The organism is Pseudomonas sp. TH08, from assembly GCF_016651275.1.
GTDB lineage: Bacteria > Pseudomonadota > Gammaproteobacteria > Pseudomonadales > Pseudomonadaceae > Aquipseudomonas.
The window spans coordinates 1,311,044-1,327,644 of record NZ_JAEKEE010000001.1; the positions used below are offsets into that span (position 1 = coordinate 1,311,044).

Genomic DNA, 16,601 nt, shown 5'->3' on the forward strand with positions numbered 1-16,601 from the left:
GACGATAATGCAACAGTGTAACGTACTGCCTGGCGTCTCGACGGCCAGCGGCCGCATTTAAACAAAATGGAACAATTGGCTCAGCCCAGCTCGACCCGATTGCGTCCTGCATTTTTTGCCCGGTACAGCGCCTGATCGGCTCTTTTCAGCACCAGATCGCTGTGTTCGCCGGGTTTGAACGAAGCCAGTCCCATTGAGATGGTGATCGTCACACGCTCGCCCTTGAAGTGGAACGGGCACGCTTCGATGGCCGCTCGCAGGGTTTCCAGCAACTTGGCGCCGACCGCGGGCGGAGTGGCTGGCAGCAGCAGGACGAACTCCTCGCCGCCGAAGCGGGCGATGAAGTCTGAACCGCGCAGGCGTTTGCGCAGCACGGTGGCAATGATCTTCAACACCTTGTCGCCGGCCAGATGACCGTAGTTGTCGTTGATCCGTTTGAAGTGATCAAGATCGAGCATCGCCAGGCTCAGGGTGTTGCCGTGTTGTTGCCACTGCTTGATCTCGTGCTCAAGGCGTTCGCTCCACGCGGCGCGATTGGGCAGGCCGGTGAGCGGATCGATCAGGGCTTTCTGGCGTTGCACTTCAAGGTGTTCGCGGAAGCCTTGGGCTTCCTGTTCCATGTGCGCCACGCGTTCGGACAGGCCTTTGAGCCGCGCTGCGACTTCCTGTTCGCGGGCGTCGCGTTGTTTCTGGTGCTGATCCATGGTGCCGAGCAGGCCTTCCAGATGGTTTTCCAGCACTTGCTTGAGGTCTTCCAGATCCGCCGCTTCCTGCATGCTGGTCTGCAAACCGTCGACTTGTTCGCGGATCTGCGAGTCCATCGCCCGCGCCGCCGAGCTATTGTCGGCATGGCCATCGCTGGCCGCTTGCAGGTTGCTCTGAAATGTTTCGAGGCGTTCGTTGAGTTGCTGCAAATACACTTCGAATTCGTGCTGACCACTGTCGGTGATTGCCAGCATCAGAGTTGCCAGATCGTCGAGGATCGGGATCAACTCGTACCAGTTCAGACCATGTTGCAGCCGTTCACGCATCGCTTCGGCTTGCGGTCGGTGGCGTTCGGGCAGGGTCAGGTCGTCGAGCAGGCCGATCAGGGTGTCTTCGATGTGTTTGGCCACGGAGCTGTAGGACGGCTCCGGGGAGTCCGGCAGGGCGAACAGAATGTCGTGCTCGGACTGTTCCGGATCGATAGCGGCCAAAGCCTGCGCGATAGGCCCGGGCAGGGGCAGGCTGTCGAGGATCAGCGGGGCCGGATCGCCGGGATGAATCAGTTCGTCGGGGTTGAAAGCGGCTGGTGCGACTGGGTGTGGGATCGCAGCTGGAGCTGGAGCCACAACGGATTCAGGCTCGGGCGCGATGGATTCCACTTCAATCGGGAAGGCCGCTTCGGTAGCGATTGTCGGCGGAACGAAGGTAACCACGTCTGTTTCCGGCCGAGCTGGGGGCGCTGGTACTTCCACTACTGCGATTGGCGCAGTGTCTTTGATTACCGTAGTGACCACCGCCGGTTCAGCGACGGCGACAGGCGCAGTTTGCACAGGTTCGGATGCAGGTGCAGGAGCGACATGCAGCTGTTCGACTGGCGCCACGTGCTCGGGCGTAGCAGGCGCAGGCACCTCGTCGCTGTCACGGTTGCCAAACAGACGCTGCAACAGTCCCGGACGCTCCGGCTCCGCCGGCGCCTCCAGCTGGCTCAACGCCTTGCCCTGCAAGCCGCTGAGTTCGCTCAGCAGCAGCGGCATTTCCCGCGCCTGGCCGACGCGGCCATCCAGTTGTTTGGCGAATTTCTTCAGCGGTTGCGCCACTTCCCGTGGCAACGGCAAAGCCTGCAACTGAGCGACCAGCGAAGTCAGCGCGGTACTCATCTGATCAATGCGGGTTTCGCGACGCTGCTCGGAGTCGAGCACGGCTTTTTCCAGGCGTGGCAACAGGGCGGCGAGGCCGGCGTCCATGTCGTCAGTGCGCACCACGTCGCGCATCTCTTTCATGCACTGATCAACCACCTTGTCAGTGCCTTCAGCCGCCAGGGTGCTGCGCACCAGCCCGCGACGCAGCAAGTCCAGGCGTGCGGCCCAACGCCGTTCGAGCTTGTCCTGGTTTTCGATGCTTTTGAGGTATTTCTCTTTCCAGCGCTGGGCGTCGTCGCTCATTCAGGGGTTCCGCGAGGGGCAGGACTCATCGCGGGCAATGCATCGGCCGTGAGCGAACCCGGCAGACGGATCTCTACCGCGACCGGCAGGTGATCGGAAATGGGTTGTGCCAGCACTTCGACTCTTTCCAGGGTCAGGGTCGGGCTGAGCAGAATATGATCAAGGCAACGCTGCGGGCGCCAGCTGGGAAATGTCGCTTCCAGTTGAGGGGCGAGCAGGCCGAGATCGCGTAACGGTGAGTGTTGTAGCAGATCGCTGGCATGGGTGTTCATGTCGCCCATCAATACTTGGTGTTTGTAACCACCGATCAGCTCACGAATGTAGGCCAGTTGCAGGCTGCGCGTTCGCGCGCCGAGGGCCAGGTGCATCATCACGACCACCAGCGCTTCCGGGCCTTCGCCGAAACGCAGCAGAATCGCCCCACGACCTTTCGGGCCGGGCAACGGGTGATCTTCGATCGCCCACGGTTTCAGGCGGCTGAGCACGCCATTGCTGTGCTGTGCCAGTCGACCGAGGTTGCGATTGAGTTGTTGATACCAGTACGGGAAGGCGCCGAGGTGGGCCAGATGTTCGACTTGGTTGACGTAGCCTGAGCGCAGGCTGCCGCCATCGGCTTCTTGCAGGGCGACCAGATCGAAGTCGCCCAGCAGGTCACCGATCTTTTGCAGATTGCCTGAACGCCCGGTGTGCGGCAGCAAGTGCTGCCAGCTGCGGGTCAGGTAATGCCGATAACGCTCGGTGCTGATGCCGACCTGGATATTGAAACTGAGCAAGCGCAGACGATGGTCTGCGGGCAGGCCCGTGGACGCCAGGTGATGCTCGTTGACCTGCGGATCATGCAGGCCAACGATGCGTTCAGACTTCCAGCGGCGCATGGCAGTTGCCGCGCTTAGTTGGCTGCAGCCTTGGTTGCCGCTCGCTCTTTGGCCACCAGTTGGTCGGCCAGTTTCAGCGCTTGTTCGGCACCACCGGCGGAGCCGATGTCGAAGCGGTACTTGCCGTTGACGATCATGGTTGGAACGCCGGAAATTTCATACTTCTTGGCCAGTTCTTTGGCTTTTACAATCTGGCCCTTGATGGCGAAGGAGTTGAAGGTGGCCAGGAACTTGTCCTTATCCACGCCTTGAGTGGCCAGGAATTCAGCCATTTCCTGTGGATCGGTCAGGCGTTTGTGTTGTTTCTGGATCGCTTCGAAAACTGCCGCGTGAACCTTGTGCTCGACCCCCATGGCTTCCAGGGTCAGGAACATCTGGCCGTGAGCGTCCCACGGGCCGCCGAACATGGCAGGAATACGCACGAAGTTGACGTCGGACGGCAGTTTTTCAACCCAAGGGTTGATCACGGGTTCGAAGGCGTAGCAGTGCGGGCAGCCGTACCAGAACAGCTCGACCACTTCGATCTTGCCAGGCTCTGCCACCGGGACCGGGTTGGCCAACTCGACATAAGGGGCGGCAGGGGCTTCGGCGGCTTGAGCGGTCACGCCGAACAGGCTGGCAGCGACGAGAGCGGCGCTGATGATCAGATTACGCATGCTTTACTCCTGGACAATTTTGTTCGCCTCGCGCGACCTGTTTTCAGACAGGCCCTGGCGGGCATGAGTTCTGTAGTGTAACGGCAGCGGCCACAAAAAAGGGCGGCCCAAGCCACCCTTTTTATACTTGCTGCGACGGATTAATCGAGCGTTAACATTGCAGGAGATATCTCTCACCGACAACGCTCGATCCGTGGGTCTTAGTGCAGACCTTGAATGTAGCTGGAGACGGCGGCGATGTCTTCGTCGCTCAACCGTTTGGCAATGGTCTGCATAGTCAGTGTGTCGCCATCGTTGGTGCGGCCGCCTTCTTCCTTGCGGAAATCGGTCAACTGCTTGGTGATGTATTGAGCGTGTTGGCCACCCAGATGCGGGAAGCCTGCGGCGGCGTTGCCGGCGCCGTTGGGCGAGTGGCAGCCGGTGCAGGCGGGCAGGCCCTTGGCCAGGTTGCCGCCGCGGAACAGGGCTTCACCGCGAGCGACGATCTTCGGATCAGCCGCGCCGACGCTGCCTTTCTGGCTGGCGAAATAGGCGGCGATGTCGGCCAGATCCTGATCGCTCAGGTTGGTCAGCAGGCCGGTCATTTCCAGAACAGTGCGCTTGCCCGACTTGATGTCGTGCAGTTGCTTGGTCAGGTAGCGCTCACCTTGCCCGGCCAGTTTCGGAAAGTTTGGCGCCATGCTGTTTCCGTCCGGGCCATGGCAGGCTCCGCAAACGGCGGCTTTCGCCTGGCCTGCTGCTGCATCACCGGCAGCATGAGCGAAACCTGAGATTCCCACGGTCAACAGCAGACTCACGATCAATTTGTTCATCAGCTAATCCAACTACGGCTAAGGGTTAAGTTATGGACCGGGCTTACTCGCTCATCCAAAGGATGATGGCTTGGTAATCCTCGGCACTGCAGTCCATGCACAAACCACGCGGCGGCATCGCCTTGAAACCCTGGGTCACGTGTTGCACCAGCGTCCCCATACCTTTCGCCAACCTCGGCGTCCAAGCTTCCTGATCGCCTCTTTCGGGCGCCGTTGGGAGTTGGCCGGAATGACAGGCACCACAAACACGGTTGTACACAGCTTCCGGATCCTGTGTAGCCTGTGCGCTGTAAAGCGGCATCAAGACTCCGGCAGCCAGCAGCCATTTCGTCATAAAACGACCTTTTCAGGGTTGAGAGCGTTCTGCGTTCTAATGCGCAATCAAGGTCTGTCGCTCTCGTGAACTTCATCCTACGCTGGGACAAAGCACACACAAAATCTGCGGCATTATATACTGGCGTCACTGAAACGGAAGCGACACCGCGTTCCGCGCCCAATCCCGGCGCCGCCCACATCGGAAATCCCATGCAACTCAAGAATCCCATCCTCGGCCTGTGCCAACAGTCCACATTCATGCTCAGTGCCGCCAAAGTCGATCAATGCCCTGACGACGAAGGCTTTGAAGTGGCGTTCGCCGGTCGTTCCAACGCCGGCAAATCCAGCGCGCTGAACACTTTGACTCACGCCAGCCTTGCGCGGACCTCGAAAACCCCGGGTCGCACACAGCTGTTGAACTTCTTCAAGCTAGACGAAGATCGCCGTCTGGTCGACCTGCCGGGCTACGGTTACGCAAAAGTACCGATCCCGTTGAAGATGCACTGGCAGCGTCACCTTGAGGCTTACCTCGGTGGCCGCGAGAGTTTGAAGGGATTGATTCTGATGATGGACATCCGTCATCCAATGACCGACTTCGACCTGCTGATGCTCGACTGGGCCGTTGCCGCCGGCATGCCAATGCACATCCTGCTGACCAAAGCGGACAAGCTGACCTACGGCGCAGCCAAGAACACCCTGCTCAAAGTGCAGTCCGAAATTCGTAAGGGTTGGGGCGACCTGGTCACCATCCAGCTGTTCTCGGCGCCAAAACGCATGGGCCTGGAAGAGGCCTACACTGTATTGGCCGGCTGGATGGAACTGGCTGACAAGGGTGCCGAGGCGGCTGCCGAGTAAATCGGGATATGGAAATTTGTTTGTAGTGTGTTCAGGCAAGGCGAAAGCACGGTGAAAAGCGGCCGGGGTCGCGCTCGACTTTAGGGAACCTAAATGAGCATTTGAGCTGTGCTTTCAACGCGGCATGAACGCGCTACAGACAAATTTTGGGCAAAAAAAGCCCCGGATTTCATTGGGGAGGGAGAAATTCCGGGGTTTAAGTTCCGAACCGCTAGGGCGGGGTTCAGATATCTGCCAACACTTAACACAACATAGGAGCATCGAAGGGCTTCACCAGCCATTCAGTAACTCTGAGTAGTGTCCTTCCAGATTAGTTCAGATTTTTTTCAAAAAGCTTTGGAATAATCCTCAGCGCTTTTCGAAATAAGCAGTATTTATCAGGGCTGCCGCGACGCTATGTCGCGGCGACCGACATCAAATGGCTCAGTGAGCCTCATCCCAATTGTTGCCCACACCCACTTCGACCAGCAGCGGCACATCCAGTTTCGCCGCCTCGCTCATGTGCAGGCGAATCTCGGCGCTGACCTGCTCGACCAGATCCTCGCGCACCTCCAGCACCAGTTCATCGTGCACCTGCAGGATGACTTTGGCGTCCAGGCCTGACGTCGCCAGCCAGTTATCCACCGCGACCATGGCTTTCTTGATGATGTCGGCAGCGGTGCCTTGCATCGGCGCGTTGATCGCCGTGCGCTCGGCGGCGGCGCGCTCTTGTGGCTTGTTCGAGTTGATCTCCGGCAGGTACAGACGACGCCCGAAGAAGGTCTCGACATAACCCTGATCCGCCGCCTGCGCGCGGGTGCGATCCATGTACTCGCGAACCCCCGGATAGCGGGCGAAGTAGGTATCGATGTAAGCCTTGGCAGTCTTGGTGTCGACGCCGATGTCCTTGCCGAGCTTCTGGGCGCCCATGCCGTAAATCAGACCGAAGTTGATCGCCTTGGCGCCACGACGCTGGTCGGAGGTGACCTCGTTGAGCTCGACCTTGAACACTTCGGCAGCGGTGGCGGTGTGCACGTCGAGGTTGTTGCGGAAGGCATTCATCAAGCCTTCGTCCTTGGACAGGTGCGCCATGATCCGCAGTTCGATCTGCGAATAGTCCGCCGCCAGCAGTTTGTAGCCTTTCGGTGCGACGAACGCTTGGCGGATACGGCGGCCTTCAGCGGTGCGCACCGGAATGTTCTGCAGGTTCGGATCGCTGGAGGACAAGCGACCGGTCGACGCCACGGCCTGATGGTACGAGGTATGAATGCGCCCGGTGCGTGGGTTGATCTGCTCCGGCAGGCGATCGGTGTAGGTGCTTTTCAGCTTGCTCATCGAGCGGTGCTCCATCAGCACCTTGGGCAAGCGGTGATCGTCTTCAGCGAGCTTCGCCAACACTTCTTCAGCGGTGGATGGCTGACCCTTGGCGGTTTTTTTCAGCACCGGCAGGCCGAGTTTCTCGTAGAGAATCACGCCCAGTTGTTTTGGCGAGCCAAGGTTGAATTCTTCCCCGGCGATCTCGAACGCTTCGCGCTCCAGCGCAACCATCTTGTTGCCCAGCTCGATGCTCTGAATGCCAAGCAGCTCGGCATCGACAAACGCACCTTGGCGTTCGATGCGTGCCAGCACCGGCACCAGCGGGATTTCGATGTCGGTCAGCACGCTGGCCAGACTCGGGATGGCGCTGAGTTTTTCGAACAGTGTCTGGTGCAGGCGCAGGGTAATGTCGGCGTCTTCGGCGGCATAAGGGCCGGCCTGCTCCAGCGCGATCTGGTCGAACGTCAGCTGCTTGGCGCCTTTGCCGGCGATGTCCTGGAAGCTCACGGTGGTGTGATCCAGGTACTTCTGCGCGAGGCTGTCCATGTCGTGGCGGGTGGCGGTGGAGTTGAGCACGTAGGACTCAAGCATCGTGTCGAAGGCGATGCCGCGCACGGTGATGCCGTTGTTCTGGTCGCCACCAATGGCGCAGTTGGCCAGAATATTCATGTCGAACTTGGCGTGCTGGCCGACCTTGAGCTTGCTCGGGTCTTCCAGAATCGGCTTGAGCGCGCGCAGCACGGTGTCGCGATCCAGTTGCTCCGGCACGCCTATGTAGGAGTGGGTCAGCGGGATGTACGCGGCCTCGTTGGCTTGCACGGCAAACGACAGACCGACCAGTTGCGCCTGTTGCGCGTCGATGCCGGTGGTTTCGGTGTCGAAGGCGAACAGCTTGGCGTTGTTGAGCTTTTCCAGCCAGACGTCGAAACGCGCCTGATCGAGGATGGTTTCGTAAGCGGCTTCAGCCGGGGCAGCAGGCGCTTCGGCTTCTGGCGCGCTGAACAGATCGCCAGCAGGCGCAGGCGCAGCGGCAGCGCTCAGTTCGAGACGCTTGGCGTCGCGATCCAGATCATTGATCCAGCTCTTGAATTCCAACAGGGTGTACAGCTCGTAGAGCTTGGCCGGGTCTTCCGCGCCCATTTGCAGGTCGTCGAGTTCGACGTCCAGCGGCACGTCGACCTTGATGGTCGCCAGTTGATAGGAGAGGAACGCCATCTCCTTATGCTCTTCGAGCTTGGCCGGCAGGGTCTTGGCACCGCGAATCGGCAGGGTCGGGACGATATCGAGGTTTGCGTACAGCTCGGTGAGGCCGCCGTTGACGCCAACCAACAGGCCGGAAGCGGTCTTCGGGCCGATGCCCGGTACGCCCGGAATGTTGTCGGAAGAGTCGCCCATCAGCGCCAGATAATCGATGATCTGCTCGGGTGCGACGCCGAATTTCTCCTTCACGCCGTCCACGTCCATCGAGCTACCGGACATGGTATTGACCAAGGTAATGTGGCCGTCGACCAGTTGCGCCATGTCCTTGTCGCCCGTCGAGATGATCACCGGGCGATCCGCCGCCGCGCTGCTGCGGGCGAGGGTGCCGATCACGTCGTCGGCCTCGACACCTTCCACGCACAGCAGCGGGAAGCCGAGGGCGATCACGCTCTGGTGCAGCGGCTCGATCTGCACGCGCATGTCGTCGGGCATGCTTGGGCGGTTGGCCTTGTATTCAGCATACATCTCATCGCGAAAGGTCCCGCCCTTGGCGTCGAACACCACCGCGAACGGGCTGTCCGGGTACTGCTTGCGCAGACTCTTGAGCATGTTCAACACGCCCTTGACCGCACCGGTCGGCAGGCCTTTGGAGGTGGTGAGGGGAGGCAGGGCGTGGAAAGCGCGGTACAGGTAAGACGAACCGTCCACCAGGACGAGGGGGGCTTGGCTCATGAGCAGGATCAACCTTTTCGGCGGGTCCGGCGCTAGAATAGCGGGACCGTTGACGACAAAGGGACAAGGTTATCATGCGTACGTTAAATCGCTTGCTGCTGGTCGGTCTGATTGCTGCCTCACCGTTGGCCGCGATGGCGGCGGATGATGCGCCCGCCTCGGAGCCGGAAGTTACTATCAACACGCACACGGAAGGTGACAAGGTCATCCAGGAATACAGCCGCAGTGGCTTCGTGTATGCGATCAAGGTCACACCGAAGGGTGGTAAACCCTATTTCCTGGTGCGCGCCGATGGCTCGGACGCGAACTACATTCGATCCGACCAGCCGGATATGCTGATTCCGTCGTGGGAAATCTTTACCTGGAAGTAAGTTTCCCGACTTTTAATCGGCGTCGCTGACAGCGACGCCTGAACTGAGCAGTTTTTAACCATGTCTGTGTTCACTCCCCTCGCTCGGCCCGAGCTGGAAACCTTTCTCGCCCCTTACGGGCTTGGCCGTCTGCTTGATTTCCAGGGGATCGCCGCCGGCAGCGAAAACACCAACTTCTTTATCAGCCTGGAGCAGGGCGAATTCGTCCTGACCCTGGTCGAGCGCGGCCCGGTGCAGGAGATGCCGTTCTTCATCGACCTGCTCGACGTGCTGCACGAAGCCGATCTGCCGGTGCCGTACGCGCTGCGCACCACCGACGGCGTGGCGTTGCGTGAGCTGAAGGGCAAACCGGCGCTGTTGCAACCGCGTCTGTCTGGCAAGCACATCAAAGTCGCCAATGCCCAGCATTGCGCGCAGGTCGGCGAGTTGCAGGCGCATTTGCACCTGGCGACCCAGGGCGAGCGCATGATCAAGCGCAAGACCGATCGTGGCCTGGACTGGATGCTGGAGGAGGGCACCGAGTTTCTTTCGCACCTGAGCAACGAGCCGCGTGCCTTGCTGCAGAAAGCGCTGGATGAAATCACCGAGCGCAAAGACAAGATTCTCGCGCTGCCTCGGGCGAATATTCATGCCGACCTGTTTCGCGATAACGCGATGTTCGAAGGCACGCACCTGACCGGGCTGATCGACTTCTACAACGCTTTTTCGGGGCCGATGCTGTACGACGTGGCGATTGCCTTGAACGACTGGTGTTCGGACGAAGAAGGTTTGATCGATGGGCCGCGTGCCCGGGCATTCCTCGGTGCTTATGCGGCGCTGCGGCCGTTCACGGCGGCGGAGGCTGAGTTGTGGCCGACGATGCTGCGCGTGGCGTGTGTACGGTTCTGGCTGTCGCGGTTGATTGCGGCGGAGCAGTTTGCCGGGCAGGACGTGTTGATTCACGATCCGCAGGAATTTGAACAGCGTTTGGCACAGCGGCAGCAGGTCAATACACCGCTACCGTTCGCCCTCTGAAACTGTGGCGAGCGAGCTTGCTCGCGCTGGGCTGCGCAGCGGCCCCAAAATTCTGGCAGTCAGCCAGATTTTTGTGAGTGCTGCGCACTCAAGCGGGAGCAAGCTCCCTCGCCACAGGTTTTGGTTTGTTACAACGATTCCAGGCATCCCGCCAGGTCGTTACCCAACTTCTCCAGCACCTGCTCATAACCCTGGGCCGTCGCCGGCGTATAGCCGCCCAACGCATCCAGCTCAGCCAGTTTCACTGGCAGGCCCGCCACCAAAGTCTCCGCCAAACGCGGACGCAACGGCGGCTCACTGAACACACAGGTCTTGCCCACTTCCTGCAAACGCTTGCGCATCGCCGCCACGTGCTGCGCGCCCGGCTGCACTTCGGCTGCCACGCTGAACACCCCGGTGTGCTTCAGGCCGTAAGCCTCTTCAAAGTAATCGAACGCTTCGTGAAAAACGAAGTACGGCTTGCCTTCAACGCCTGCCAGACGCTTTTTCAAACGCACATCCAGTGCATCCAGACGCTCGTCGAAAGCCTTGGCATTGCTCTGATAGCGTTCGGCATTCGCCGGGTCGGCAGCGCTGAGGTCTGCGGCCATCTTGTCGGCGATCACCCGCGCATTGACCGGCGATAACCACAAATGTGCGTCCAGTGTGCCCGGACGGTGATCGTGATCATGTTCGTCGGCGTCTTCGGCGTGGGAATGGCTGTCTTCAGCGAAACGACGCAACTTCATCCCCGGCAGATCCTGCACCGCCACGCTTGGCAACGTCCGACCGTTGAGCACGCGCGGCAGGAAACCTTCCATGTCCGGGCCGATCCAGTAGAGCAGATCCACCGACTGCACCTTCCGTACGTCGGATGGCCGCAGAGCATAGTTATGCGGCGACGCACCCGGCGGCAATAACACTTCAGGGATCGCCACGCCGTCCTGCACCGCCGCTGCAATCAGCTGCAACGGTTTGATGCTGGTGAGGACTTTGACCTCGGCCTGAGCCGAACCGATCAACAGAAAACTGGCGACAAAAGCCACAAAAACAGAAAAAAGTCGGGACACGATGACCACTCAAGGAGGCGAGAACGGGTAACATAATAACGTCTCTATCAAAACTCGTCGCCGCCCATGCCTATCACACCGATTGCCAGCCGTCCCCACGACCACTCTCATTGCGTGCACAGCGCTTTGTCCGAGGCCGATACCTTGTGCGCCCAGAAAGGCCTGCGCCTGACTGCATTGCGCCGCCGGGTGCTGGAATTGGTCTGGCAGAGCCACAAACCGCTGGGCGCCTACGACATTCTCGCCGTGCTGAGCGAGCAGGACGGCCGCCGCGCCGCGCCGCCAACCGTCTATCGGGCGCTGGATTTTCTGCTCGAAAACGGCCTGGTGCACCGCATCTCCTCGCTCAACGCCTTCGTTGGCTGTGTGCATCCGGAGCATGCGCATCAGGGCCAGTTCCTGATCTGCCGTGATTGCCACGCCGCCATCGAACTTGAGCAAAAAGTGATCAGCGACGCGATCATCAACAGCGCCAGGGATGTCGGTTTCATCGTCGAAGCGCAGACCGTCGAAGTCGTCGGCCTCTGCTCCGGTTGCCAGGGGGCTTGATGAGCAACGCGCTGATCCGTCTGGAACAGGTCGCCGTCACGTTTGCCGGGCAGACCGTGCTGGACAACATCGAGCTGAGCGTCGAGCCGGGACAGATCGTCACCCTGATCGGGCCCAACGGCGCTGGCAAGACCACGCTGGTGCGCGCCGTGCTCGGGCTGCTGAAACCGGACAGCGGCAGCGTCTGGCGCAAGCCGAAACTGCGCGTCGGCTACATGCCGCAAAAACTCCACGTCGATCCGACCTTGCCGCTGTCGGTGCTGCGCTTTTTGCGCCTGGTGCCCGGCGTTGACCGTCCGCGTGCGCTGGCCGCGTTGAAGGAAGTTGGCGCCGAACACGTTATCGACAGCCCGGTGCAAAGCGTTTCCGGCGGTGAAATGCAGCGTGTGCTGCTCGCTCGGGCATTGCTGCGCGAGCCGGAATTGCTGGTGCTCGACGAGCCGGTACAAGGCGTCGACGTCGCCGGCCAGGCCGAGTTGTACAGTTTGATCACCCGTCTGCGCGACCGTCATGGCTGCGGCGTGTTGATGGTGTCCCACGATTTGCATCTGGTGATGAGCACCACCGATCAGGTGGTCTGCCTCAACCGTCACGTCTGCTGCTCCGGGCATCCCGAGCAGGTCAGCGGCGATCCGGCGTTTGTCGAGCTGTTCGGCAAGAACGCGCAGAGCCTGGCGGTCTATCACCACCATCACGACCACGCTCACGATCTGCACGGTTCGGTGGTCAAAGGGCCGGTTACTGGCCAACCTCACGTTCATGGAGACAACTGCAAGCATGGCTGATTTTCTGTTGTATGCCCTGCTTGCAGGTCTGGCGTTGGCGATCGTTGCAGGTCCGCTGGGTTCGTTCGTGGTCTGGCGGCGCATGGCCTATTTCGGCGACACGCTGTCCCACGCGGCATTGCTCGGCGTGGCATTGGGTTTTCTGCTGGATGTCAGCCCGACGGTCGCGGTAACAGTCGGCTGCCTGCTGCTGGCGGTGCTGCTGGTAACGCTGCAACAGCGCCAACCGCTAGCGTCCGACACGCTTTTGGGAATTCTCGCACCGAGCACGCTCTCGCTCGGGCTGGTAGTACTAAGCTTCATGCATGAAGTGCGGATCGACCTGATGGCCTATCTGTTCGGTGACCTGCTGGCGATCAGCCCGACCGACCTGGCGTGGATCCTCGGCGGCAGCGCGGCGGTGCTGGTGTTGCTGGTGACGCTGTGGCGGCCATTGCTGGCGGTCACTGTGCATGAAGAGTTGGCCAAAGTCGAAGGCCTGCCGGTGGCGGGGCTACGCATGGCGCTGATGCTGTTGATTGCGGTGGTGATCGCTGTGGCGATGAAAATCGTCGGGGTTTTGCTGATTACTTCGCTGTTGATCATCCCGGCGGCTGCGGCACAGCGTCACGCCCGTTCGCCAGAGCAGATGGCAGTGGGCGCGAGCCTGCTGGGCATGCTCGCCGTGTGTGGCGGGCTGGCGTTGTCGTGGTTCAAGGACACCCCGGCCGGCCCGTCAATCGTTGTGACGGCGGCCGCACTGTTTCTGCTGAGTTTTGTTCTGCCCCGTCGAGGGGTGTAGACTTGCTCGCTTTTTGCGCAATTAGAGAGTCGCAGGAATGAAGCCGTTCGCCTCCCGTTATCTGCTCCTTGTCGCATTTTCCGTGCTGCTGGGCGCCTGCCAAAGCACGCCGCCGGTGGCCGAAGCCCCCGATGCGCGAGCTACGGCCATCGCACAGCTGGAGCAAAGCCTGGCCAGCAGCGAACTGGCCACTGCCGAAGACCAATTGGCTGCTTTGCAGAAAGAAACCCCTAACGATCAATCCCTTGAGCAATACCAGCGGCAGCTTGCCGAAGCGTATCTGCGTCGCAGCCAGATCGTGCTGCAGAAGGGTGATGTGAACGCCGCCGCCACAGCGTTGAGCCGGGCTCGCGCGTTGATGCCGAAAGCGCCGGCGCTGACCGGTGGCGTCAATGGCGCCATCACTGAAGCGCGCAAGGCTGAGCTGGAAAAGGCTGAAGCGGCGTTGCTGGCAGCGGAAGCCAAGCCGAAAGCCAAGGTGATCGATCCGACCGCCGAAAGCACCACGGTTGCGCTGAACATCACCGATAGCCGCAAACTTCGTCGGCAACTGGATGCGATTGCCGCCGATGTGGTGAATTACGAGTGTGCCGTGACGATTCAGGCGCCGCGCACGAATGATTATCCGTGGTTGTCGACGCTGCTGACCAAGCGTGTGAAGAAACTGAACCCGGATTTTGATCTGCAGATCGAGAAACAGACCGTGCGCACCGTGCCTGCGCAGATGGTTTTGAGTCCTCGTAAACCCTAAAAGCTTCGCGAGCAAGCTCTGCTCCTACAATTGAGTGTGATCTTGTAGGAGCAAGGTTTGCCCGCGAAGGCGTTCTTTAGGCCGGGATGGCTTTCGCCTTAGGCTCCCGATCCCAAACACGATGCTGCCCAATCGCGGCAAAGAACGGTTTGGTCAACGCACCAACATCCTTGCCCTCCAGCAGCCCCGCATCCTTCTCCAGCTTCAACACATCCAGCAACTGCTTCGCCTCACCCTGCAACGCAATCGCCTTCAGATGCTTGTACGCCTCCAGCACGTAATGCAGAGCCACGCCGTCACCGCTTAGTGCTTTGATCGACGCCGCACCACCCGGCACGAATACCGCATCGAAAATCACCGACGGCATGCCTTCCATCGAAGCGTCTACGGGCAGGCTTTTGCCATCCGCCGTTTTCACTGGCGCCGAAGTCGGCCCCAGCAATTTGGCATGCGCGCCTTCAGCGGCCAGGGCCTTCTTCATCGCATCAATCGCCGCACCATCGACGCCGTTGGCGGCAAGAATCGCCACTTTTCGCGTTTTGATGTTTTCCGGCAGCAGATTGGCCTGGCTCAGCGCTGGGGAGTTGTCGAACGATGTTTTGCGCGCTTCAACAGTGCCTTTTGTTGGTGCCGGCAGACCCAGGTTGGCCGCCACACGCTTGGCCAGTTCCAGATCAATGTTGGCGAGAATCTCGTTCACTTCCCTCGCACGGATGAACTCGCGTTCAACCTTGCCCAGCTCGAAGCTGTAGGCGGCGATGATGTGCTCTTTCTCATGCGCACTCATGCTGTTGAAGAACAGCCGCGCCTGGGAGAAGTGATCGCTGAACGACTCGCTGCGCTGGCGGATCTTGGCGGCGTCGATGCGCTCCGGATACGTCTCGAAACCACCGTCCTGCGCGGCTGGCGGCGTTTCTTTCGGCCAGCCGCCGTCAATCGAGTTCGGCTCATAAGACGCACGACCCTTGTCGATCACCGTACGGTGCTGGGCATCGCGCTGGCCGTTATGGAACGGCGCCACCGGCCGGTTGATTGGCAGCTCATGGAAATTCGGCCCGCCGAGGCGGCTGATTTGCGTGTCGGTGTAGGAAAACAGCCGACCTTGCAACAGCGGATCGTTGGAGAAGTCGATGCCCGGCACGATGTGGCCGGGGCAGAACGCAACCTGTTCGGTCTCGGCAAAGAAGTTGTCCGGGTTGCGGTTCAGCGTCATTTTGCCCAGCGGCGTGATCGGCACGATTTCTTCGGGGATCAGCTTGGTTGGGTCGAGGATGTCGAAATCGAAGTCGTGCTCGTTTTCCTCTTCGATGATTTGCACACCCAGTTCCCATTCCGGGTAGTCGCCCATCTCGATGGCTTCCCAGAGGTCGCGACGGTGGTAGTCGGTGTCTTTACCGGCGAGCTTCTGCGCCTCGTCCCACACCAGCGAGCAAGTGCCGGCGGTAGGGCGCCAGTGGAATTTGACGAAGCGTGATTTGCCCTCGGCGTTGACCAACCGGAAGGTGTGTACGCCGAAGCCTTGCATGCTGCGCAAGCTTTTCGGGATTGCCCGGTCGGACATCGCCCAGATAACCATGTGCGCCGATTCCGGCACCAGGGAGACGAAGTCCCAGAAGGTATCGTGGGCGGAACCGCCAGTCGGGATTTCGTTGTGCGGCTCGGGTTTCACCGCGTGAACGAAGTCGGGGAACTTGATCGCGTCCTGAATGAAGAACACCGGCATATTGTTGCCGACCAGATCGAAGTTGCCTTCGTCGGTGAAGAATTTCACGGCAAAGCCGCGCACGTCACGTACGGTGTCACCGGAGCCGCGTGGGCCCTGCACAGTGGAAAAGCGCACGAATACCGGCGTCTTTTTTCCCGGATCCTGCAGGAAACCGGCCTTGGTCAGCGCTGCATGGTTTTCGTAAGCCTGAAAGAAACCATGCGCGCCGGTGCCGCGCGCGTGAACGATGCGCTCGGGAATCCGCTCGTGGTCAAAGTGCGTGATTTTTTCACGCATGATGAAGTCTTCCAGCAGCGATGGGCCGCGGGCGCCCACCTTGAGGGTGTTCTGGTTGTCGGCGATCTTCACACCCTGGTTGGTGCGCAGGGCCTGACCGGTGGCGTCGGAGCGGAATTTTTCCAGGCTATCGAGTTTGGCGTTGGTGTTGGCGCGATCCGGGGTATCGGTACCGGCCATCTGGCTTTTGTCGGACGTAGGCTTCTTGCTCATCAGTCGTAAACTCCTCGGTTGACCCCGATGTATGCCGGGGACTCTTGAGTGGTTCCCGGGCACGGCACCCAGGGTTTTCAAGTCGCTTACCTAGTGACTGATGAGGCGCTCGGGGCGTTCCTTTTTTATGACCTTTGATCTTGTTATTGCCAAATCGAAGGTTAAATGAGAAATAAATGCTAAGAACCTCTATACGGA

The 16,601-nt window shown here is 60.2% G+C and carries 15 protein-coding genes; 7 read left to right on the forward strand and 8 right to left on the reverse strand.

What is annotated here, in order from left to right; translation table 11 throughout:
* Positions 1–80: 80 nt before the first annotated feature.
* The 5 genes from JFT91_RS06180 to JFT91_RS06200 all read right to left on the reverse strand — a co-directional run bounded on the left by JFT91_RS06180 (position 81) and on the right by JFT91_RS06200 (position 4,824).
* Positions 81–2,147, reverse strand: a complete 2,067-nt coding sequence (locus tag JFT91_RS06180) for a GGDEF domain-containing protein (protein WP_201231838.1) — start codon at positions 2,145–2,147, stop codon at positions 81–83.
* On the reverse strand, positions 2,144–3,022 hold the full coding sequence (locus JFT91_RS06185) for an endonuclease/exonuclease/phosphatase family protein (RefSeq protein WP_201231839.1): 879 nt from the start codon (positions 3,020–3,022) through the stop codon (positions 2,144–2,146). Before JFT91_RS06185 ends, JFT91_RS06180 begins: the two co-directional genes overlap by 4 nt.
* Before the next feature lie 14 nt (positions 3,023–3,036).
* On the reverse strand, positions 3,037–3,678 hold the full coding sequence (locus JFT91_RS06190) for a thiol:disulfide interchange protein DsbA/DsbL (protein ID WP_201231840.1): 642 nt from the start codon (positions 3,676–3,678) through the stop codon (positions 3,037–3,039).
* A 200-nt stretch (positions 3,679–3,878) separates the two neighbouring features.
* Positions 3,879–4,490 carry a c-type cytochrome gene (locus JFT91_RS06195; protein ID WP_201231841.1) on the reverse strand — a complete coding sequence of 204 codons (612 nt, stop codon included), beginning with the start codon at positions 4,488–4,490 and terminating at the stop codon, positions 3,879–3,881.
* A 43-nt stretch (positions 4,491–4,533) separates the two neighbouring features.
* Positions 4,534–4,824 carry a c-type cytochrome gene (locus tag JFT91_RS06200; protein ID WP_201148753.1) on the reverse strand — a complete coding sequence of 97 codons (291 nt, stop codon included), beginning with the start codon at positions 4,822–4,824 and terminating at the stop codon, positions 4,534–4,536.
* 191 nt (positions 4,825–5,015) lie between these two features.
* Here JFT91_RS06200 and yihA point away from each other — a divergent pair, with 191 nt between their 5' ends.
* Positions 5,016–5,660, forward strand: a complete 645-nt coding sequence (yihA, locus tag JFT91_RS06205; protein WP_008081236.1) for a ribosome biogenesis GTP-binding protein YihA/YsxC — start codon at positions 5,016–5,018, stop codon at positions 5,658–5,660.
* Between the two features lie 423 nt (positions 5,661–6,083).
* Here the strand turns inward: yihA and polA are convergent, their stop codons facing one another.
* Entirely contained in the window at positions 6,084–8,888 is a 2,805-nt protein-coding gene (gene polA, locus JFT91_RS06210) for a DNA polymerase I (protein WP_201229591.1), read from the reverse strand.
* Between the two features lie 74 nt (positions 8,889–8,962).
* Between polA and JFT91_RS06215 the strand changes: the two genes are divergently transcribed.
* Both JFT91_RS06215 and JFT91_RS06220 read left to right on the forward strand, forming a co-directional pair.
* Positions 8,963–9,259 (forward strand): DUF2782 domain-containing protein, encoded by a 297-nt coding sequence (locus tag JFT91_RS06215; protein WP_122593142.1) that lies wholly within the window; start codon positions 8,963–8,965, stop codon positions 9,257–9,259.
* Positions 9,260–9,319: 60 nt separating this feature from the next.
* A complete protein-coding gene (locus JFT91_RS06220; protein WP_201231842.1) occupies positions 9,320–10,273 on the forward strand; it encodes a homoserine kinase in 954 nt (317 codons plus the stop codon).
* A 128-nt stretch (positions 10,274–10,401) separates the two neighbouring features.
* On the opposite strand, the gene JFT91_RS06225 is transcribed toward JFT91_RS06220, so the two are convergent.
* Positions 10,402–11,322, reverse strand: coding sequence for a metal ABC transporter solute-binding protein, Zn/Mn family (locus JFT91_RS06225; protein ID WP_201229597.1), 921 nt, complete (start codon positions 11,320–11,322; stop codon positions 10,402–10,404).
* 66 nt (positions 11,323–11,388) lie between these two features.
* Here JFT91_RS06225 and JFT91_RS06230 point away from each other — a divergent pair, with 66 nt between their 5' ends.
* The 4 genes from JFT91_RS06230 to JFT91_RS06245 are packed head-to-tail and all read left to right on the forward strand — an operon-like array spanning position 11,389 to position 14,188.
* Positions 11,389–11,871, forward strand: coding sequence for a Fur family transcriptional regulator (locus JFT91_RS06230; RefSeq protein WP_166222181.1), 483 nt, complete (start codon positions 11,389–11,391; stop codon positions 11,869–11,871).
* Positions 11,871–12,656, forward strand: a complete 786-nt coding sequence (znuC, locus tag JFT91_RS06235; protein WP_201229598.1) for a zinc ABC transporter ATP-binding protein ZnuC — start codon at positions 11,871–11,873, stop codon at positions 12,654–12,656. Before JFT91_RS06230 ends, znuC begins: the two co-directional genes overlap by 1 nt.
* On the forward strand, positions 12,649–13,437 hold the full coding sequence (gene znuB / locus JFT91_RS06240; RefSeq protein ID WP_201229599.1) for a zinc ABC transporter permease subunit ZnuB: 789 nt from the start codon (positions 12,649–12,651) through the stop codon (positions 13,435–13,437). Before znuC ends, znuB begins: the two co-directional genes overlap by 8 nt.
* Before the next feature lie 37 nt (positions 13,438–13,474).
* Positions 13,475–14,188, forward strand: a complete 714-nt coding sequence (locus tag JFT91_RS06245; protein WP_201229600.1) for a PA5502 family lipoprotein — start codon at positions 13,475–13,477, stop codon at positions 14,186–14,188.
* A 76-nt stretch (positions 14,189–14,264) separates the two neighbouring features.
* Here JFT91_RS06245 and katE read toward each other — a convergent pair whose 3' ends face one another.
* The gene (katE, locus tag JFT91_RS06250) at positions 14,265–16,406 is read right to left on the reverse strand and encodes a catalase HPII (protein WP_201232244.1); all 2,142 of its coding nucleotides are present in this window, start codon (positions 16,404–16,406) and stop codon (positions 14,265–14,267) included.
* Positions 16,407–16,601 lie beyond the last annotated feature (195 nt).